General features: G+C 65.8%; 18 protein-coding genes. 8 read left to right on the forward strand and 10 right to left on the reverse strand.

Annotation, left to right across the window (positions count from 1 at the left end; all coding sequences use genetic code 11):
* Positions 1-189: 189 nt before the first annotated feature.
* Complete coding sequence (locus ACLBYA_RS30985) at positions 190-1,446, reverse strand: cytochrome P450 (RefSeq protein ID WP_447713310.1); 1,257 nt, start codon at positions 1,444-1,446, stop codon at positions 190-192.
* Between the two features lie 86 nt (positions 1,447-1,532).
* Here ACLBYA_RS30985 and ACLBYA_RS30990 point away from each other — a divergent pair, with 86 nt between their 5' ends.
* Together ACLBYA_RS30990 and ACLBYA_RS30995 are read left to right on the forward strand one after the other, a co-directional pair.
* Complete coding sequence (locus ACLBYA_RS30990) at positions 1,533-2,063, forward strand: TetR/AcrR family transcriptional regulator (RefSeq protein ID WP_447713311.1); 531 nt, start codon at positions 1,533-1,535, stop codon at positions 2,061-2,063.
* Positions 2,047-4,227 carry a glycoside hydrolase family 3 C-terminal domain-containing protein gene (locus ACLBYA_RS30995; RefSeq protein ID WP_447713312.1) on the forward strand — a complete coding sequence of 727 codons (2,181 nt, stop codon included), beginning with the start codon at positions 2,047-2,049 and terminating at the stop codon, positions 4,225-4,227. Before ACLBYA_RS30990 ends, ACLBYA_RS30995 begins: the two co-directional genes overlap by 17 nt.
* Here the strand turns inward: ACLBYA_RS30995 and ACLBYA_RS31000 are convergent.
* On the reverse strand, positions 4,187-5,380 hold the full coding sequence (locus ACLBYA_RS31000; protein WP_447713313.1) for a CaiB/BaiF CoA transferase family protein: 1,194 nt from the start codon (positions 5,378-5,380) through the stop codon (positions 4,187-4,189). The two genes, ACLBYA_RS30995 and ACLBYA_RS31000, sit on opposite strands and share 41 nt — an antisense overlap.
* A 55-nt stretch (positions 5,381-5,435) precedes the next feature.
* Here ACLBYA_RS31000 and ACLBYA_RS31005 point away from each other — a divergent pair, with 55 nt between their 5' ends.
* From ACLBYA_RS31005 to ACLBYA_RS31025, 5 genes are read left to right on the forward strand one after another with little or no spacing between them, the layout of a single operon-like run.
* Positions 5,436-6,575, forward strand: a complete 1,140-nt coding sequence (locus tag ACLBYA_RS31005) for a phosphotransferase (protein ID WP_447713314.1) — start codon at positions 5,436-5,438, stop codon at positions 6,573-6,575.
* 25 nt (positions 6,576-6,600) lie between these two features.
* Positions 6,601-7,140 (forward strand): TetR/AcrR family transcriptional regulator, encoded by a 540-nt coding sequence (locus ACLBYA_RS31010; RefSeq protein WP_447713315.1) that lies wholly within the window; start codon positions 6,601-6,603, stop codon positions 7,138-7,140.
* Positions 7,141-7,194: 54 nt separating this feature from the next.
* Positions 7,195-8,679: an aldehyde dehydrogenase family protein gene (locus ACLBYA_RS31015; RefSeq protein WP_447713316.1), complete on the forward strand. Its 1,485-nt coding sequence runs from the start codon at positions 7,195-7,197 to the stop codon at positions 8,677-8,679.
* 29 nt (positions 8,680-8,708) lie between these two features.
* Positions 8,709-9,119 carry a nuclear transport factor 2 family protein gene (locus ACLBYA_RS31020; protein WP_447713317.1) on the forward strand — a complete coding sequence of 137 codons (411 nt, stop codon included), beginning with the start codon at positions 8,709-8,711 and terminating at the stop codon, positions 9,117-9,119.
* Positions 9,116-9,529 (forward strand): nuclear transport factor 2 family protein, encoded by a 414-nt coding sequence (locus ACLBYA_RS31025; RefSeq protein WP_447713318.1) that lies wholly within the window; start codon positions 9,116-9,118, stop codon positions 9,527-9,529. The genes ACLBYA_RS31020 and ACLBYA_RS31025 overlap by 4 nt, the downstream gene beginning before the upstream one ends.
* Here the strand turns inward: ACLBYA_RS31025 and rlmN are convergent.
* The 5 genes from rlmN to ACLBYA_RS31050 all read right to left on the reverse strand — a co-directional run bounded on the left by rlmN (position 9,526) and on the right by ACLBYA_RS31050 (position 13,644).
* Complete coding sequence (rlmN, locus tag ACLBYA_RS31030) at positions 9,526-10,623, reverse strand: 23S rRNA (adenine(2503)-C(2))-methyltransferase RlmN (RefSeq protein WP_447713319.1); 1,098 nt, start codon at positions 10,621-10,623, stop codon at positions 9,526-9,528. The genes ACLBYA_RS31025 and rlmN overlap by 4 nt on opposite strands.
* A gap of 43 nt (positions 10,624-10,666) precedes the next feature.
* Positions 10,667-11,536, reverse strand: a complete 870-nt coding sequence (locus ACLBYA_RS31035; RefSeq protein WP_447713320.1) for a phosphatidate cytidylyltransferase — start codon at positions 11,534-11,536, stop codon at positions 10,667-10,669.
* Entirely contained in the window at positions 11,536-12,093 is a 558-nt protein-coding gene (gene frr / locus ACLBYA_RS31040; RefSeq protein ID WP_447713321.1) for a ribosome recycling factor, read from the reverse strand. The genes ACLBYA_RS31035 and frr overlap by 1 nt, the downstream gene beginning before the upstream one ends.
* A gap of 25 nt (positions 12,094-12,118) precedes the next feature.
* A complete protein-coding gene (gene pyrH / locus ACLBYA_RS31045; RefSeq protein ID WP_447713322.1) occupies positions 12,119-12,862 on the reverse strand; it encodes a UMP kinase in 744 nt (247 codons plus the stop codon).
* Positions 12,863-12,957: 95 nt separating this feature from the next.
* Entirely contained in the window at positions 12,958-13,644 is a 687-nt protein-coding gene (locus ACLBYA_RS31050) for a class I SAM-dependent methyltransferase (RefSeq protein WP_447713323.1), read from the reverse strand.
* Positions 13,645-13,689: 45 nt separating this feature from the next.
* Between ACLBYA_RS31050 and ACLBYA_RS31055 the strand changes: the two genes are divergently transcribed.
* On the forward strand, positions 13,690-14,139 hold the full coding sequence (locus ACLBYA_RS31055; RefSeq protein ID WP_447713324.1) for a MarR family winged helix-turn-helix transcriptional regulator: 450 nt from the start codon (positions 13,690-13,692) through the stop codon (positions 14,137-14,139).
* On the opposite strand, the gene ACLBYA_RS31060 is transcribed toward ACLBYA_RS31055, so the two are convergent.
* The 3 genes from ACLBYA_RS31060 to ACLBYA_RS31070 are packed head-to-tail and all read right to left on the reverse strand — an operon-like array spanning position 14,136 to position 18,327.
* The gene (locus tag ACLBYA_RS31060) at positions 14,136-16,112 is read right to left on the reverse strand and encodes a primary-amine oxidase (protein WP_447713325.1); all 1,977 of its coding nucleotides are present in this window, start codon (positions 16,110-16,112) and stop codon (positions 14,136-14,138) included. The genes ACLBYA_RS31055 and ACLBYA_RS31060 overlap by 4 nt on opposite strands.
* A complete protein-coding gene (locus ACLBYA_RS31065; RefSeq protein WP_447713326.1) occupies positions 16,109-17,611 on the reverse strand; it encodes an APC family permease in 1,503 nt (500 codons plus the stop codon). Before ACLBYA_RS31065 ends, ACLBYA_RS31060 begins: the two co-directional genes overlap by 4 nt.
* Complete coding sequence (locus ACLBYA_RS31070; protein WP_447713327.1) at positions 17,608-18,327, reverse strand: ABC transporter ATP-binding protein; 720 nt, start codon at positions 18,325-18,327, stop codon at positions 17,608-17,610. The genes ACLBYA_RS31065 and ACLBYA_RS31070 overlap by 4 nt, the downstream gene beginning before the upstream one ends.
* Positions 18,328-18,329 lie beyond the last annotated feature (2 nt).

Consider the following 18,329-nt stretch of genomic DNA (forward strand, 5'->3'; position numbering starts at 1 on the left):
CAACCACCCCGAAGGGTACGGTCGAACCTTGTCGACGACCGATGTCGCCGGCGCGTGCTCACCGAAGCGGGAGCAACAGCAATTCGAACTTGTGTTCGAATCTACGCCTGAACATCAACCGTGGCAAGGGAAATACTTAAGAAAACGCTGAGCGTTTCGGCGGGCAGCGAACACTGGCGCGCCACCAGCTCACTGCACGTGCGCCGGCAGCCTCTTGATGCCGTGCACAAAGCTGCTGTACAGCAGGTCGGGTTCACCGAACTCAATCGTCTTCAGCCGGGTCAGCATCTCCCGGAAGATATGCCGCAGTTCGCTCTTGGCCAGCCCGTGCCCCAGACAGAAATGCGGCCCTCCCCCGCCGAAACCCACCTGCGGATTGGGTTTGCGACTCAAATCGAACACCTGCGGATCGGCCCACACGCTCTCGTCCCGGTTACCCGAGCAGTAGAACAGCCCCACCTTGTCCCCGGCGCTGATCTGCTGACCGGCCACCTCGACATCCTGGGTGGCGAACCGGGCGAACTGCAGCACCGGCGTCGACCACCGGACGAACTCCTCGACGGCCAGGCCGATCCGGTCGTCGAAATCCTCCATCAGCCAATCCCGTTGCGCCGGATTGGCGGCCAGCGCCAACATGGCGTGCGTGGTGGTCTGTTTGGTGGTGTCGTTACCGGCCGAGGCCAACAGGATCAGGAAGGCGCCGATCTCCTCGTCGGTCAGCCGCTGCCCGTCCACCTCGGCGTGCACGATGCTGGTCATCAGATCGTCGCCGGGGTTGGCTCGCCGAAACTTGGCCAGTTCCACGCCCGTTCCGTTGAGCAGCATGATCTCGTTGAGGGTGTCGGCGGCGCGTTCCTCGATGCTGGAGTACTCGTCATCACTCATGCTGAACAGTTTCTCGGCGGCCGCGGCGAGCGCCGGCTGGTCGGCACTGGGCACGCCGAGCATGTCCAGGATGGTGACCATCGGCAGTTTGGCGGCGCAGTCGTGCACAAAATCGATATCGCCGGCCCCGATCAGATTGTCGACGACGGCCACGGCATTGCCGTGAATCTGCTCCTCGATCCGGCGGACATTGCGCGGGGTGAACGCCGAGCTGATCAACTTGCGGTAGACGGTGTGCTCGGGCGGATCCATGGTGAGGAAAAACGAGGCAAACCGCTGCACCTCGGCAGGCATCGGGTCCAACGCGACACCCAGCGTGGACGTGAACAGTTCGGGATGGTGGCTGGCGAAGTGGATGTCCTCGCGACGCGTCAAGGCCCAGAACCCAGGCTCGGAGATATCGAACAATGTCGGTAACGGCCGGTGCCAGCTCAGCCCGTCGAGTGCCCGAAGCTTCGCGAAGGTCTGGTCGCGCTCATCGAAGGACCGGCTCCAGAAGTCGTGCGAGGTGATGTCGAACGGGCTGTACTCGCGTGCCTGCGGCGCGCTGGCAACTGTCACGGCTTTCCCTTTCACAGCGGCTGACGACGACGATGTCGCGGCAGAATTAGCGTGACAGTACAGCGATAATTTGTAAAGCTGTGCAGATGCCCGACGTGTCCGCCACCAGCACCCGCGAGCGGATACTGGCCGCCACCGCCGAGGTGCTCGGCAACTACGGGATGACCAAGTTGAGCCTCTCGGAGGTCGCCGCTCAGGCCGGCGTGTCGCGGCCCACGTTGTACCGCTGGTTCGCCTCCAAGGAGGACCTGCTAGACGCCTTCGTGGTCTGGGAGCGCAAGCACTACGACCGCGCCATCGCGAAGATCAACGCCGACCTGCCCGCCGATCAACGCCTCGATGCCACGCTACGGATCATCGTCGACTTCCAGCGCTCCTATCCGGGCCTGCGGATGGTGGATATCGAACCAGCACAGGTCATCACGCGGTTGGCCCAGTTCATCCCGCTGATGCGCGATCGGCTCGAACGTCTGACAGACGGCGACCAGGCCGATGTCGCGGCGGCCACCGCCGTCCGCGTCGCCATCTCGCACTATCTGGTCCGCAGTGATGACGGTGACGATTTCCTGGAGCAACTGCGCCATGCCGCCGGTGTGGACAATGGAAACGGTGACTGAGCGCACCGACGACCGTATCGCCGACCTGACCATCACCGACCTGGCCGCCCTGGGCAGCGGCGCCACGTTCTGGACCACCAAGCAGGTCGGAGCCGTCCCGGCGATCCTGCTGACCGACGGGCCGCACGGCGTTCGCAAACAGTCCGGTAGCGCCGACCATGTCGGTATCGGTGCCAGCGAGCCCGCCACCTGTTTCCCGCCGGCCGTCGCACTCGGCCAGTCGTGGGATCCCGATCTGGTGGCCCGGGTCGGTGCCGCGTTGGGCACCGAATGCCGGGCGCTCGGCGTGCACGTCCTGCTCGGTCCCGGTGTCAACATCAAGCGAGATCCACGCTGCGGCCGCAATTTCGAGTACTACTCCGAGGACCCGCTGATCTCCGGCGTCCTCGGCGCCGCCTGGGTCCGCGGTGTGCAGAGCCGCGGCGTCGGTACCTCGCTGAAGCACTTCGCGGCCAACAACGCCGAGGACGACCGGATGCGGGCGAGCTCGCAGGTCGACGAACGGACACTGCGTGAGATCTATCTGCGCGCGTTCGAGCGCATCGTCACCCAGGAGCAGCCCACGACGGTGATGTGCTCCTACAACCGGATCAACGGCGTCTACGCCTCGGAGAACACCTGGCTGCTGACCACGGTGCTGCGCGACGAATGGGGATTCACCGGGGCGGTGGTCAGCGATTGGGGCGCGGTGCGCGATCGGGTGGCCGCGGTGGCGGCCGGCCTGGATCTGGAGATGCCCGCCACCGGCGGCGTGACCGACGGCGATGTCGTCGACGCGGTGCGTTCCGGCGTGCTGAGCACCGACCAGGTCTCCGACACCGCCCGCCGGGTGCTGCGCCTGACTGATCGTGTCACCCAAAGTGCCGGTGCCACCTTTGATGTCGACGAACATCATCAGCTGGCCCGCGAGGCCGCGGCCCGATCCATCGTCCTGCTCCGCAACGAGGAGAACCTGCTTCCGCTGGATCCGTCGTCCTCGGTGGCGGTGTTCGGCTCCTTCGCCACCGAGCCGCGCTACCAGGGCGGCGGCAGCTCGCATGTGACGCCGACCAGGCTCGACGTCCCACTCGACGAGATCCGTGCCCGGGCGGACCGCGTCGAATACGCCGAAGAACCCGCGGCCGCGCGCAACGCCGATGCCGCGGTGGTGTTCCTGGGGTTGCCCGCCGCCGAGGAGTCCGAGGGGTTCGACCGCAGCCACATCGACCTGCCCGACGAGCAATTGCAACTGCTGGCCGAGGTCGTCCGGGCACAACCGCGGACCGTGGTCGTGCTGGCCCATGGCGGAGTGGTCCGCCTGGACCGTGTTGCCGACCTGGCGCCCGCCATACTGGACGGCGCCCTGCTGGGGCAGGGTGGCGGCGCCGCGATCGCCGATGTGCTGTTCGGGTCGGTCAATCCGTCCGGGCGACTCACCGAGACGGTCCCCGTCCGCCTACAGGACAGCCCCGCCTATCTCAACTTCGCCGCCGAGGACGGCCAGATCCATTACGGTGAACGGATATTCGTCGGTTATCGGTGGTATGACGCCCGCGACCTGGAAGTGACGTTCCCGTTCGGGCACGGGCTGTCCTACACGAGCTTCGACTACACCGACCTGACCGTCGACCAGGATGACACCGGATTCTCGGTGCGCGTGACAGTGGCCAACACCGGCGACTGTGCCGGCCGGGAGGTCGTGCAGATCTACGCCGGACTGCCCGACTCACGGGTGTCGCGGCCGCCGCGATGGCTGGCCGGTTTCGGCTCGGCGACGCTGGCCCCCGGCGACCGCAAAACCGTCGAGATCCACATTGCCCGTGACGAACTCGCGTATTGGAATGTCAGCACCAGCAGATGGACCGTGGAGTCCGGTGATTACCGGGTGTGGGCCGGCGCATCCAGTCGCGACATGCGTCTGCAGACCGGTGTCGCAATCGACGGAGATGCCGTCACAACGCCGTTCACCGCCGAATCGACCCTGGGCGAACTGCTGGCCGATCCGGTGGCCGCCCCCTTGCTGGCTGATGTAATGACCGGTCCGGCGGATGCGGCGCTGGGCACCGACATGTTGCGGATGCTGTCCTCGATCCCGGTCGGGCGGATGCCGTCGTTCAGTGCCGGTGCCATCAGCCGGCAACAGCTCACCGACCTCCTGGATGCGGTGAACCGTCAGCGCGGCTGAGCTCGGCCATGATCTGGTCGGTGTGCTCTCCGAGTTCAGGCGCCCGGCCACGCGGATGCCAGGGCGTCCCGGAGAAATCGACCGGGCTGGCGACCATCGGTGTCGACGAATCCCCTTCGGGTACATCGACAATGCCGCCGGCCGCGTGGAACTGCTCATCGGCGAGCACATCGTCCAGGGAGTTGATCGGCGACCAGAAAAAGTCCGGTTCGCCGGCGAAGACGTCCGCCCACTCCTCCAGCGGACGACCCCCGAAGATGCTGTCCAGCTCGGCGATGATCTCGCGGGCATGGGTGAATCGGTCGCGTGGGGTCGGATACCTGGTCAGCCAGTCCAGCCGGCCCACCACGCGGCACAATGACGGCCAGTGCCGCACCACGTCGAGTCCGACGATCCAGAACCGCCGGCCGTCGGCGGCCGAATAATTGTTCATGCACGGGTTGCCCATCGCCTCACGCTGTCCGATCGCGACCTGCTGTCCGGTCATCAACACCGTGTTCAGGTCGAAGCTGACGGTGTAGGCACCCTGCCGATACAGCGAGGTGGTGACCAGTTGCCCTGCGCCGGTGCGGGTTCGGGCCAGCAGCGCCGCGCACAGGGCGCCGGCCATCGTCATCCCGGCGGAATGGTCACCCATCCCGCCGCGCTGGAACGGCGGGGTGTCACCGGGTCGGGTCAGCAGGTCGGCGATCCCCGCCCGCGCCCAGAACGCGGCAACGTCATACGCGGCCCGGTCGGCGTCCGGGCCGTCGGTGCCGTAACCGGTGATCAACCCGTACACCAGACGCGGGTTGCGCCCGGCCACCGTCGCGAAGTCCAGGCCCAACCGGGCCAGCGCCGCCGGCCGGATGTTGGTCAGGAAGACATCGGCGGTGTCGAGCAGGTCTGACGCGGTGCCGCGACCGTCGGAGGTCCCCAGATCGAGCACGATGCTGCGCTTGGACCGGTTGTCCATCTGGAAGGGCGGGTTCGAGGCGATGCCGAGCTCATCGTCGAGCCCCATCATCCGGCCGAAACCGCGTGCCGGATCACCCGCGGGTGGCTCGATCTTGATGACGTCGGCGCCCCAGTCGGCCAGGATCGCACCCGCGGCCGGTGCCGCCACCCAAACGCCGAGTTCGACCACTCGGAAACCGTCCATCGGTCCGGCCATGGGATCCCCTCCGATCATGCTTTACAAAACTTATTGAATTTGTAAGGCTTACCCGATGCCCACGCAGGCCAGCAACGTTGTTCCGGTGTTCGGTTTGGCCGCCCATCTTGGCCGTGGGATGCAACGTATCGCGACCGACGCGGTTCTCGGCCGCACACGCGCCATCCCGCGTGCCATCACCGACCTGAGCCCGGCCCACCTGTCGACATTGCTGGGTCGAACCGTGACCTCGGTGACCCGACTCGACGGGGACGCCGGCACGTCCTCGCGCGCCCGGCTGGCCCTGACCGGTGACGACGTACCGGCCTCGGTCTTCGTCAAGATGCCGGCCGAGACTGCGGCCACCCGGTTGATGGGCGAACTGGGCCGCCTGGCCGATACCGAAGTGCGGTTCTACCGCGAGTTGTCCCGCCGGCTCACCGACGTGCCGACCTGTCACGGCGCGACGTTCGATCCGGTGACCGGACGATTTGTGCTCGTGCTGGAGGATCTGGCGGTCGACACCCAGGGACGGCCGACGGCTTGTGAGTTCCCCGACACTTTGCATCCGCTGAGCCCCGACCACGCCGCGCTGATCGTTGAACTGCTGGCACAGGTGCACGCGACCTTCTGGGAACAGGCCGACCGCCACCGCTGGGTGTACTCGGCATCCGGCGATGCGACATCGCTGCTGACCGGGACCCTGGCCAACACCTCGGCCCGACGGCTGGCGGGGCGCACGTCGATCCCGGTGCAGGACGGGCAGTTCATCAACGACAATTACCGGGCCGTCGCGACCCTCATCGACCGCGGGCCGCACACCATCATGCACGGTGATGCCCATCCGGGAAATGTGTACTTCCGCAACGGAAAAGCCGGTTTGCTGGATTGGCAGGCGGTGCGTCGCGGGCACCCGTCGCGCGAGTTGTCCTACACCTTGGTCACCAGCATGACCACCGCCGACCGGGTCGCCGAACAGCGTGATCTTCTCGATGTCTATCGGGGCGCACTGGCCGCCGCCGGCGGGCCCGACCTGGACCGTGACGAGCTCTGGCAGCGCTACCGGCAGGCCGCGCTGTACGCCTATATCGCGACATTGATCACGGCCGGGATGGGCGGCATGCAGGACGACGAGATCGCGCTGGAAGGCCTGGGCCGCGCGGTGGCGGCACTGGGCGATCTCGACACGGTCTCGGCCTTACGGGCATCTTTGTGATGCGACAGGAACTACCATCGTTGACGTGAACAAGCCCCTGCCCGCACAGCCCGACACCGCCGAGGACACCTCGACGCAGCGTCGGATCCTGGCCGCGACGGCCGAGGTGCTCGGACGCAATGGGCAGACCAAGTTGAGTCTGTCCGAGGTCGCATTGCAGGCCGGGGTGTCCCGACCGACGCTGTACCGCTGGTTCGCCTCGAAGGAAGAGCTGTTGCGCGCCTTCGGCATCTACGAGCGCGAGATGTTCGATACCGGTATCAGTGCTGCGACCGCGGGTCTGCGTGGCACCGAAAAGCTCGATGCGGCATTGCGATTCATCGTGCAGTATCAGCAGTCGTATTCCGGTGTGCGGATCGTCGACATCGAGCCCGAGGTCGTCATCAAGCAACTCGGTTACGTGATCCCCGTCATGCGGGCCCGGTTGCTCAAGTTGCTCAGCGGCTCCAATGCCCACGTGAAGGCGGCGACCGCGATCCGGGTCGCGATATCGCATTACATCGTGCGTAGTGACGACGAGGGACAGTTCCTGGCGCAGCTGCGCCACGCCGTCGGTATCAAGTAGCCGATTTCGCCCCAAGGGGCTGACACTGCGGCCGCGATTTGTAATGCTGAGCAGATGACCAGCGTGCACGAAGAAACGGGCGTCCTGGCCGGCGACGAGCGGATGCTGATCGACGGCGAACTACAACACACGGCCGGCGGGGCGATGTTCGACGTCATCCACCCGGCCGACGAGCAGGTGGCCGGACAGGCCACCGACGGCACCGTCGACGATATGGCCCGGGCCGTCGGCGCCGCGCGACGCGCCTTCGATCAGACCGACTGGTCGCGCGATCTGGAGTTCCGCTATCACTGCCTGACCCAGCTGCACGAGGCGTTCGAACGCAACAAGGAGCGTCTGCGCCGCATCCTGATCACCGAGGTCGGCTGTCCGGTGAAGGTGACCGGCAGCCAGATCGAGAGCCCGATCGAGGAGGTCAAGCACTGGGCCGAACACGGCCGGGCGTTCGAGTACCTCGCCGACAACGGTGTGCACGACACCCCGCTGGGACCCGCCCGGCGCAAGATCCACTACGAGCCCATCGGCGTCGTCGGCGCCATCACCCCGTGGAACGTACCGTTCTACCTCAACGTCGCCGAGACCGTGCCGGCCCTGATGGCCGGAAACACCGTGGTGCTCAAACCCGCTCAGTTCACTCCATGGTCGGGCAGTGAGTACGGCCGCATCGTGGCCGAGGAGACCGATATCCCACCCGGGGTGTTCAACGTTGTGGTCAGCAATGCCAACGAGGTCGGTGCGGCGCTGTCCGGCGACCCGCGCGTCGACATGATCACGTTCACCGGGTCGACAGCGACCGGCCGGGCGATCCTGGCCGCGGGCGCGCCGACGGTGAAGAAGACGCTGCTGGAACTCGGCGGCAAGAGCGCGCACATCGTGCTCGACGATGCCGATTTCAACATGGCACTGCCGATGGCAGCACTGATGGCCTGTGTGATGTCCGGCCAGAGCTGCATTCTACCCAGCCGGATCCTGTTGCCGCGCAGCCGGTATGACGAGGGCATCGCGATCATGAAGTCGATGATGGAGAACTTCCCGGTGGGCGATCCGTGGGACCCGGCCAATATGCAGGGACCGCAGATCAGCCAGACCCAGCGGCAGAAAGTGCTCGGACTGGTCAAGAGCGCCGTCGAGGACGGGGCCCGTCTGGTCACCGGTGGTGGGGTGCCGGAGAACCTGCCGGTCGGTTACTACACCCAACCGACCCTGCTCGCCGATGTCGATCCGGACTCGCAGATCGCCCAGGAGGAGGTGTTCGGGCCGGTGCTCGCGGTGATTCCCTATGACACCGATGACGAGGCCGTCGCCATCGCCAACAACTCGATCTACGGGCTGTCCGGTGAGGTGTCCGGCGGCGATCTGGACCGCGCCTTCGCGGTGGCGACCCGGATGCGCACCGGCAACGTCACCATCAACGGCAAGAGCCACTTCGGGATCGGCAGCCCCTTCGGCGGGACCAAACAGAGCGGTCTGGGCTATCGCAACGGCGCCGAGGGCTACAAGGAGTATCTGGACGCCAAAACCATCGGCATGCCGGAGTGACTCGCCCAATTGAACAAACGGGCCGAAAAGTGCGAGAAGAATCCGACAAAACGTCAATCTCGGCGGACACCCCGGAGATCGCGAACCTACTGACCCGGTACTGCCGGGCCGTCGACTCCGGGAAATGGGCGCTGTACCGGTCGCTGTTCACCGACGACGCTCACGTCGACTATTCGGCGGCCGGACTGGTGGTCGGCTCCGTCGACGAGGCGGTTGCCTATCTGGGCAGGACGTCGATCTCGGTCGGCATGCATTACGTCACCAATATCGAGGCCACCGTCGACGGCGACACCGCCGATGTGATCGCCATGTGGTTCAACGCCGTCGGACTTCCTGGCAAGGACTCGACAAGCTTCTTCGGCGGCCGCTGGCATGACACCCTGGTGCGCGCCGACGAAGGCTGGCGGATCCAGAATCTGCAGCTGGAGGTGGTGTGGTGAGTTGGGTCGACGATCAGGTCGCGATCACTGCGCTGTTGACCCGCTATGCCCGCGCCGTCGATGGCAGCGAATGGGAGCTGTACCGGTCGGTGTTCACCGTCGATGCCCACATCGATTACTCCTCGGCCGGTGCGATCAGCGGCTCCCGCGATGAGGTGGTGGACTGGTTCACCGCGAACTGGGGCCTGATCGCGTGGAGCATGCACTACATCACCAATGTCGAGGCCGATGTGACAGGTGACAACGCGAGCGTACGGGCCATGTTCTACAACCCATTTCAGATCCGCGGACTGCCCGAGCAGAGCACCTGCGGCGGGTACTACCACCACGAGCTGGTACGCACCGCCGATGGCTGGCGCAGCCGGAGCCTGCGCGAAGAGAGCCTCTGGTTCGTGAACCGACCGCGTTAGCCCTCGGCTGCGAGTTGCCCGCATGCGGCGGCGATCTCGCGGCCCCGGGTGTCGCGTACGGTGCACGACACACCCTTGGCCTGCACCCGCCGCACGAATTCCCGCTCCACGGGTTTGGGGCTGGCGTCCCACTCACTGCCCGGCGTCGGGTTCAGCGGGATCAGGTTCACGTGCACGAACTGGCCCAGCTTGCTGTGCAGCTTCTTGCCCAGAAGGTCGGCGCGCCAGGGCTGGTCGTTCACATCGCGGATCAGTGCGTACTCGATGGACACCCGGCGTCCGGTCGAATCGGCGTAGTAGCGCGCCGCGTCGAGCACCTCGTCGACACTCCACCGGTTGTTCACCGGCACCAGGGTGTCGCGCAACTCGTCATCGGGGGTGTGCAGCGAGACCGCCAGGGTGACGCCGAGACGCTCGTCGGCCAGTTTCCGGATCGCGGGTGCCAGGCCGACGGTCGACACCGTCACCGACCGCGCGCTGATGCCGAAGCCCTCCGGGGGTGGCGCGATGATGCGTTTCACGGCGGCGAGTACCCGGTTGTAGTTGGCCAGCGGCTCACCCATGCCCATGAAGACGATGTTGGACAGCCGACCGTCATGTTCATCGCGCATGGCCGAGGACGCCGCCCGCACCTGCTCCAGGATCTCGGCGGTGGACAGGTTGCGCTGCAGTCCACCCTGGCCGGTCGCGCAGAACGGGCAGGCCATCCCGCAGCCGGCCTGTGAAGAGATGCACACGGTGTTGCGCTGCGGGTAGCGCATCAAGACGGATTCGAAGGTGGTGCCGTCACCAGCCCGCCACAGCGTCTTACGGGTCTCGCCGGCATCACACTGGATCTGCTTGGCCGGGGTGATGAGGGTCGGGAACAGGGCGTCGGCCACCTGATCGCGCACCGCGGCGGGCAGATCGGTCATCTCCCGCGGGTCCGCGCTCAACCGCCCGTAGTAGTGGTTGGCCAGCTGTTTGGCCCGGAACTTCGGCAGCCCGAGCTCGGTGACGGCGGCGACGCGACCGTCGGCGTCGAGGTCGGCAAGGTGCCGCGGCGGCAGGCCGCGGCGGGGCGCTTCGAAAACGAGGGGCAGGGAGGTGGCCATGATCTGACCCAGTATCTCATCGCGGGCCGCGGGGCCACGAATCCTAAGCCAGCAGGGTCAATACCAGCCAGCCGACGACCGCCGACGGCAGCATGGCGTCGATGCGGTCCATGATGCCGCCGTGCCCGGGCAGCAAGGTGCCCATGTCCTTGATCCCGAGATCGCGTTTGACCTGAGACTCGACCAGATCGCCGAGCACGCCGGTGATGACCAGCAGCACCCCGAGCGGCAGCCCGATCCAGGCCGGCTTGTCCAGCAGCACGGTCACCGAGAACACCGCGGCGGCGGTACCGAACACCAGTGAGCCGCCGAGGCCCTCCCAGGACTTCTTCGGGCTGATGGCCGGGGCCATCAGATGCTTGCCGAACAGCACTCCTGCGACGTAACCGCCGATATCGGCGAACGCCACCGTGACGATCACGGTAAACACGCGCACGCCGCCGTCGTCAGCGAAGATCAGCAGCGCCGTGAATGCCGCGAACAGCGGAACCCAGGTCGCCAGCAGCACGGTGACCGCGATATCCCGCAGATAGTTGACCGGCTGTTGGTCCAGGCCCTCGCCGACCAACCGCCAGACCATACAGACGACGATGGTGCCGGCGTACGCCCCCAGGAGCCCGGCGGCTCCGTAAGGCCAGGTCAGCCAGATCATGGCCTGCCCGCCGAGCAGCAGCGGCACCGTCGGCAACACGAAGCCGTTCTCGCGCAGCCGGCGGATCACCTCATGGGTGGCGATCGCGATCGCCACGGCCAGCAGCGGCAACCACCAGAGCGGCGCGAACAACAGCGTGCCGATCGCCAGACCACCGAGTACCACACCGACGGCAATGGCAGCGGGCAGGTCACGACCTGCCCGCGAGGTTTTTTTCGGTGGTTCGGGGTCTACCACTGGACTGCCCTGCTGAAAGGTCATCAGACCTCCAACAGCTCGCCTTCTTTGTGCTTGACCAGTTCGTCGATCTGGGTCACGTACGTTCCGGTCGTCTTGTCCAGGTCCTTCTCGGCGCGACCGACCTCGTCTTCGCCGGCCTCGCCGTCCTTCTTGATGCGAGCCAACTCGTCCATCGCCTTGCGCCGGATGTTTCGTACCGACACCTTGGCGTCCTCGCCCTTGCCCTTGGCCTGTTTGACCAGCTCACGGCGGCGTTCCTCGGTGAGCTGCGGGATGGAGATGCGGATGACGCTGCCGTCGTTGGACGGGTTGACACCCAGGTCGGAATTGCGGATCGAGTCCTCGATGGCCTTGAGCTGGTTCGCCTCGTACGGCTTGATGACGACCAGCCGCGCCTCGGGGACGTTGATGCTGGACAGCTGGGTGATCGGCGTCGGCGAACCGTAGTAGTCGATGTTCAACCGGGAGAACATGCCGGGGTTGGCGCGGCCGGTTCGGATCGACGACAGGTCGTCGCGGGCCACCGACACCGCCTTCTCCATCTTCTCCTCGGCGTCGAAGAGGGTTTCGTCGATCACGTGTCTATCTCCTTAAAAGCGGCGCTCAGCTGGTGACCAGTGTTCCGATCTTCTCACCTGCGACCGCTCGCGCGATATTGCCGTCGGTGAGGAGATTGAACACCAGGATCGGCATGCCGTTGTCCATGCAGAGGCTGAAGGCGGTCGAGTCGGCCACCTGCAGGCCCCGGTCGATGACCTCGCGGTGGGTGATGGCGGTCAACAGCTCGGCGTTCGGGTCCTTGCGCGGGTCGGCGGTGAAGACACCGTCGACAGCCTTGGCCATCAGGACCACCTCGGCACCGATCTCCAGGGCGCGCTGCGCCGCGGTGGTGTCGGTGGAGAAGTACGGCAGGCCCATACCCGCACCGAAGATGACGACGCGGCCCTTTTCCAGGTGCCGACGGGCCCGCAGGGGAATGTAGGGCTCGGCGACCTGACCCATGGTGATCGCGGTCTGCACCCGGGTGTCGATACCTTCCTTCTGCAGGAAGTCCTGCAGGGCAAGGCTGTTCATCACGGTGCCGAGCATGCCCATGTAGTCGCTGCGGGTGCGTTCCATCCCGCGCTGCTGCAACTGGGCGCCGCGGAAGAAGTTACCGCCCCCGATGACGACGGCGACCTGCGCTCCGGCCCGGACGACATCGGCGATCTGGCGGGCCACCAGCGCCACCACATCGGGGTCCAGTCCGACCTGTCCGCCACCGAACATCTCGCCGCCCAGTTTGAGCAGCACCCGCGAATACGCGGGTCGGATGATTCCGGGGCTGGCGTTGCCTGGCTCGGCCATCAGACTCCTTCGGTCCCGGGACACAGAATTCGAGTCAATCCTGCCTCATGACGAAGCCCCCGCCACCTTCGGGTGGCGGGGGCGCGTCGCGGGTCTCAGGCCAGGTGCGCCGTCAGCAGCCAGGCGCCGACCGATTTCAGGCCACTGGGCTCGTCGCGGATGCCGGTGACCGTGAACGGGCCGGCCTCGGCGATCTGTGCGGGGAAACTGGCGTGGATACGGGCGGGCCGGATCTCGTCGATCTGCCAGTACCTGCCGACCACCTCGCGCAACTCGGGTACGGTGACGGCGTTGACGGGGCCACCGAGATTGACCGCGGCGGCGTCGAAGACCAGCACGAAGTAGGACGCGCCGGGGGCCGCGGCACGGACGATCGACTCTTGGTAACCGTCCCGCAGTTCCACCGGCATGGAATGGAACAGCGTGGAATCGATCACCGTGCCGAACCGGCCGTCGTAACCGGTGAAGTTGCTGATGTCGGCGACGTCGAAGCTCGCGTTCTGCAGCCCACGCTTGGCCGCCTCGGCGCGGGCCATATCGATGGCCGTCGGCGACATGTCCAGGCCGACGGCGGTGAACCCCCGCGCGGCCAGTTCCAGCGCGGTGGCTGCCTCGCCGCAGCCGGCGTCGAGCACCTCGCCGTGCACCTTGTCTGCCTCGATCAGGGCGGCGATCTCGGGCTGCGGCGCGCCGATGCTCCACGGCGGGCGCACGCCGGCGAATTCGGGTGCATCGCCGCGGTAGGCCTGTTCGAACATTTCCTGCGGTTCCGGTGTGGTCATGATTCCGGTATATCAATGCAGTTGATATGTGTCAATATTGTTGACATGACGGAGCATCTGGCGGATCAGCCGCTCGGCTACCTGTTGCATCGGGTGGCTCTGACACTGCGCCGCGATGTCAGCTCGCAGGTGCTCGAACCGTTGGGGCTGACGTTCCCGCAGTACATCTGCATGCGCATCCTGTCCAAGGCACCCGGCCGCTCCAATGCCGAATTGGCGCGCGATCTGGAGGTATCACCGCAGGCGATGAACATGGTGCTGCGCGGGCTGCAGGATCGCGGCCTGGTCACCCGACCGGCCAGTGTGTCCTCGGGTCGGGCCCGGCCCGCCGAACTCACCCGAGACGGACTTGCGTTGCTCGGGCGCACCGACGAGGGCGTGCGCGCCGCCGAAGGACGGGTGCTCGGTCACCTGAGCGGCGACGACCGGGACGCGCTCAAGCGCATCCTGGCCAGCGTCGGGACCGACCAGATAAGCACTGCCGGCAGTGACTAGTGCGAGTGGCAGGCTTTCGGCGGTGACGGCGGCAGATCCAGTGCCGGGTTACCGTCGAAGAAGCCGACCGGCTTGAGCTTGAATCCGGTGTAGTGACACGGCATCACCGGCCAGTCCTCCGGACAGACGACGTGATGCGCGCCGACGGTGTACCAGAGCACCACATCGGTGTCCTCCAACGGCGCATCGTCGGCCACATATTCCGGCAGGCCCTGCACGTCGGCCGACTGGTACATGTAGTCACCGGCGGCGTAGAGCTCCTTGGCGTCGAACTTGGTGACCCACAGGTTGTGCTGCACGAACCGCGCCCGGTCGTAGATCACCGAGCCCTCCTGCACCATCACCGGCACGATGTCCTTGGGCATCAGCTTGTAGCCCACCGGTGAACCGAACTCGTTGAGTTTGGACGGGTTGACCACCTTCCAGTACCGCCCGGTCGAATACTCCCAGTCCCGCGCCCCCTCGGCTTCGGAGGCCACCAGGGTGTCGCGGGTGATCCAGGCATTGTGGTGCGGGTTGAGCGCAGGATCGGGCTCCGGGATCGAATCCACCTCGTAGACACTGTTTCCCGGACCGTCGACGCTCATGTCCATCCGGAAGTTGAAGAAGTGCTGATGGTTCGGGCCATACATGCCCGGTGCCACCATCTTCCCCCAGCGCGGGGTCTGCCCCTCGGCGATCGCACCGGTGGTCAGCACCCCGGTGAGCTTGACCTCCATCTCGATGGAGGCATCGTTGTAGAGGTACCAGAAGAAGCCGTACTCGTAGTTGCCGACGGTGCAGATCATCGAGATGACCAACCGGCGGGACCGGCGCACCTCGACTTCGCCGGTGCGGAAATCGGTGTGCTTCCAGGAGATCCCGTAGTCCTCCTCGTGCATGCAGATGGCGTTCGGGATGGTGACGGCGTTGCCGTCGGAATCGTTGACCGTGCCGTCGAAGTAGAAGATCTCGCCCAGGCAGTCACAGCCCAGCGTCAGGGGGTTGGCCGAGAATCCCATCCCGACCTCACCCATGTCGAAGACATTCTTGTTCCAATGCGTCGGCGACGAATCACCATAGGGCACCACCATTTCCGAGAGTGCGGCGCGGTACATGATGGGCCGGACCGTGCCACGGTCGGTGTAGGTGAGCTCGTGCAGCACCAGACCCTCCCGCGGGTTGAAACCGACCCGCAGCGCCCACTTCTGCCAGGTGACGTTCCAGCCGTCGACGGTGAAGCTCGGCCCGTCGGGCTGGGTGATCGCGATCTCCTTCACGTCCTCCCGGAACCCGCTGAACGCCGGCCTGTTGTCGGGGGTGAACATGAACTGCCCGGAGTAGTTGCCGCCCTTGGACGGCAGCGCCACCGCGCCATGGTCCTCGACGTCGAGCACCGTCATGGTGTCCAGGTCGAACGTGACGATCAGCCCCTCGACCGGCCGGGCGTACCCGTTTTCCGACGGCGCGGCCCGCATGAAGGTCAGCGGACGGCAGATCAACGGCGAGTTGTCGTAGTGGTCCTGTGCACCGTAGTACCCGGCCGGCCACGGATCGATCATGGCCAGGCTGAAGTCGGTGACACCGCGTTTGCGCAGCGCCTCCTGCCAGCGCTCGTCTTTCATGACTGCCTCCTCCACCCCGGTCATGTGCTCGACCAGGTAGGACGGGAAGCGACCCGGAACCGCTGTCCAGGCGTCGATCACGCGGGCGTCGATATCGACGATCGCCTCGTAGATCATCTTCACCGCGGCGTCGTACATCGTCACGAAGGCCTGACGCGGCACGTCCTGGCGCCCCGTGAACGTCAGCTCCGCGGCCTTGGCGGGCTCGGCCAGGCTGATCATGACGAACTTCAGCGTCGCTGTGGCGTAATCGGATTCGGAGATGACGGCGGCCGCCGCCTCGATCTCCGCGCCGTTGAGCGGATCGAGCGGATACCGCGTGGCACCCTCGGTCAGCTCGGATCCCAGCACGCTGTGCTCCATCGTCATTTGGGCGATTCCTCCTTGTTGAGATCAAGAACGGCCAGGTGGGCCAGCGAATCTTCTTGGGACACCTTGCGGGCCGACCGGCGGCCGAAGATGTACACGATCAGACCGAGCGCGAACATGCCCAGGCTGATGCAGCCCACCCAGGTCATCCAGGTCGCCTGCGGGACGTCCAGCCACGGGGTGACGAACGAGTAGTAGATGCCGCCCACGGTCGCTGCCGAGCCCACGATGACGGTGATCCACACGCCGACCATGCCGCCGGGGATACGCCAGAACTCCTCGGTGGCGTACCGGTCGGCGTACTTCTTGCGCGCCACCACAACCGGGATCAGGAAGAAGAAACCCGACAGCAGCCACACCGTGGACAGCCCGCCCTGCAGGTATACCGTGACATTGGCCATGCTGCTCTGCGAGTACAGCGTGATCAGGATCAGCGAGGAGATGACGCCCTGGATCAGGATGGCGGTCACCGGGTTACGGGTGCGCGGGTTCAAGTGGGTGAAGATCCGCGGCAGGTGCCGTTCCAGACCGGACACGAAGATCAGCCGGGAGTAGGCGACCTGATAGGTCATCAGCGCGACCACCACGATGAAGGCCAGGATGACGGCTCCGATCTCCATCAGACCCGGGAATCCCGCGACATCGAGCATGCCGATCACCCCGGTCACCGGGTCGATCTGGTCACCCGGCAGCGCCATCATGGTGCCCAGGGTGGTCAGCAGGTAGATCGCCACCAGCGCCGTCGAACCCCACAGGATCATCCGCGGGCCGCTCTTGCGGACCGACAGGAACTCCGCGCCCATGTTGTAGGGCGTCTCGACCCCCAGCAGGTAGAGCAGCACCGTGCCGTACAGGAAGCCGGCGACGGCGAAGTTCGGGATCGTGGCCTCGGCCCAGCTGAACGGGGTGGCCGAACCGTTGTTGACGGCGAAGAGCAGGCCGGAGATGAAGATGGTCAGGGTCAGCACGCCATACACGACGAAGACGATGTTCATGATCTTCTGGTTGGCCGCAAGCTTGGCCAGTGCCAGACCGATGACGGTCCACAGGATCACCAACTGCAGGATGATGCTTGCCGTCAAACCGATTTCGGTGTGGAAGGCCAGCAAGAGGAGTTGCAGCACGATCGCCGGTGAGGACGCCGCGTTCAGGATGACCGGCACCCAGGACAGGTAGCCGCCGATGTAACCCCAGGTCTCCCCCATGGTGCGGGTGGCCCAGATGTAGACACCGCCCTGGCCCGGCCACAGGTTGCCGAGCTCGACGACGGCCATTCCGGCCGGCACCAGGAAGGTCAGGATGCCCAGCACCCACATCGGGATCGCCGTCCAGCCGCCGCCGGCCATCACCGAGGACCCGGTGATCCAGCAGATGATGAACACGTAGGCGGCGGTGAGCCCGAAGGTCGTCATCACCTTGGGCAGGATCTGTTCGGGGACAAGCTCGGTGGTCATGAGCTTGTCCCGCGCGGCGTTCGGCGCCTCTAGTTCTGCAGTCATACGATTTCTCCGTCCCTCATCTGAACGACACGGCTTGCTTCTTCGGCCACTCCTGCGTCATGGGTGCTGGCGACCACGGTGACGCCCAGCGTCGAGCACAGGTCGCGCAGCATGCGCACCACCGTCTCCCCCGTACGGTGATCAAGATTGGCCGTCGGCTCGTCGGCCAGGACGAGCGTCGGGTTGCTGATCAGCGAGCGTGCGATCGCGGTGCGCTGCTGCTCGCCGCCGGACATCTTGGTCGGCTGGTGGTGCACACGGTGGCCGAGGCCGACGATCTCCAACAGTTCGGTGGCTCGCTTACGCAGTGCCTTGCGGTCATACGGCTCGAACATCAGTGGCAGTTCCACGTTTTCGACCGCGGACAGGAACGGGATCAGGTTGTAGCTCTGGAAGATGAAGCCGATGGTGTCGTGCCGCAGGGCCGCGAACTGGCTTTCGGTGAGCGCGCCGGTGTCCTGGCCGGCGACCGACACCCTGCCCTTGGTCGGCCGGTCCAGGCCGCCCATGATGTTGAGCAGGGTCGACTTGCCACTACCGCTGGGTCCCATCAGGCAGACGAATTCACCCGGCATGACCTGGAGTTCAACGGCGATGAGGGCCTTGACCACCTCATCGCCGAGCTTGTGCAGTTTCCACACGTCGGAGATGTCGACGACGGGAGCGGCTTTGGTCGCCGCGGTGGTTTCGAGCGCTGTCTCGTCGATGGCGGTCATGG

Source organism: Mycobacterium sp. C31M (assembly GCF_053345865.1).

Bases quoted from the DNA above. Each gene is read 5' to 3' on its own strand.
- ACLBYA_RS31035 (WP_447713320.1), bottom strand. From the start codon at position 11,536: ATGACCTTTCAGCAGGGCAGTCCAGTGGTAGACCCCGAACCACCGAAA.
- rlmN (WP_447713319.1), bottom strand. From the start codon at position 10,623: ATGGCCACCTCCCTGCCCCTCGTTTTCGAAGCGCCCCGCCGCGGCCTG.
- ACLBYA_RS31070 (WP_447713327.1), bottom strand. From the start codon at position 18,327: ATGACCGCCATCGACGAGACAGCGCTCGAAACCACCGCGGCGACCAAA.
- ACLBYA_RS30995 (WP_447713312.1), top strand. From the start codon at position 2,047: ATGGAAACGGTGACTGAGCGCACCGACGACCGTATCGCCGACCTGACC.
- ACLBYA_RS31000 (WP_447713313.1), bottom strand. From the start codon at position 5,380: ATGGCCGGACCGATGGACGGTTTCCGAGTGGTCGAACTCGGCGTTTGG.
- pyrH (WP_447713322.1), bottom strand. From the start codon at position 12,862: ATGGCCGAGCCAGGCAACGCCAGCCCCGGAATCATCCGACCCGCGTAT.
- ACLBYA_RS31055 (WP_447713324.1), top strand. From the start codon at position 13,690: ATGACGGAGCATCTGGCGGATCAGCCGCTCGGCTACCTGTTGCATCGG.
- ACLBYA_RS31060 (WP_447713325.1), bottom strand. From the start codon at position 16,112: ATGACGATGGAGCACAGCGTGCTGGGATCCGAGCTGACCGAGGGTGCC.
- ACLBYA_RS31050 (WP_447713323.1), bottom strand. From the start codon at position 13,644: ATGACCACACCGGAACCGCAGGAAATGTTCGAACAGGCCTACCGCGGC.
- ACLBYA_RS31065 (WP_447713326.1), bottom strand. From the start codon at position 17,611: ATGACTGCAGAACTAGAGGCGCCGAACGCCGCGCGGGACAAGCTCATG.
- ACLBYA_RS30990 (WP_447713311.1), top strand. From the start codon at position 1,533: ATGCCCGACGTGTCCGCCACCAGCACCCGCGAGCGGATACTGGCCGCC.
- ACLBYA_RS31015 (WP_447713316.1), top strand. From the start codon at position 7,195: ATGACCAGCGTGCACGAAGAAACGGGCGTCCTGGCCGGCGACGAGCGG.
- ACLBYA_RS31005 (WP_447713314.1), top strand. From the start codon at position 5,436: ATGCCCACGCAGGCCAGCAACGTTGTTCCGGTGTTCGGTTTGGCCGCC.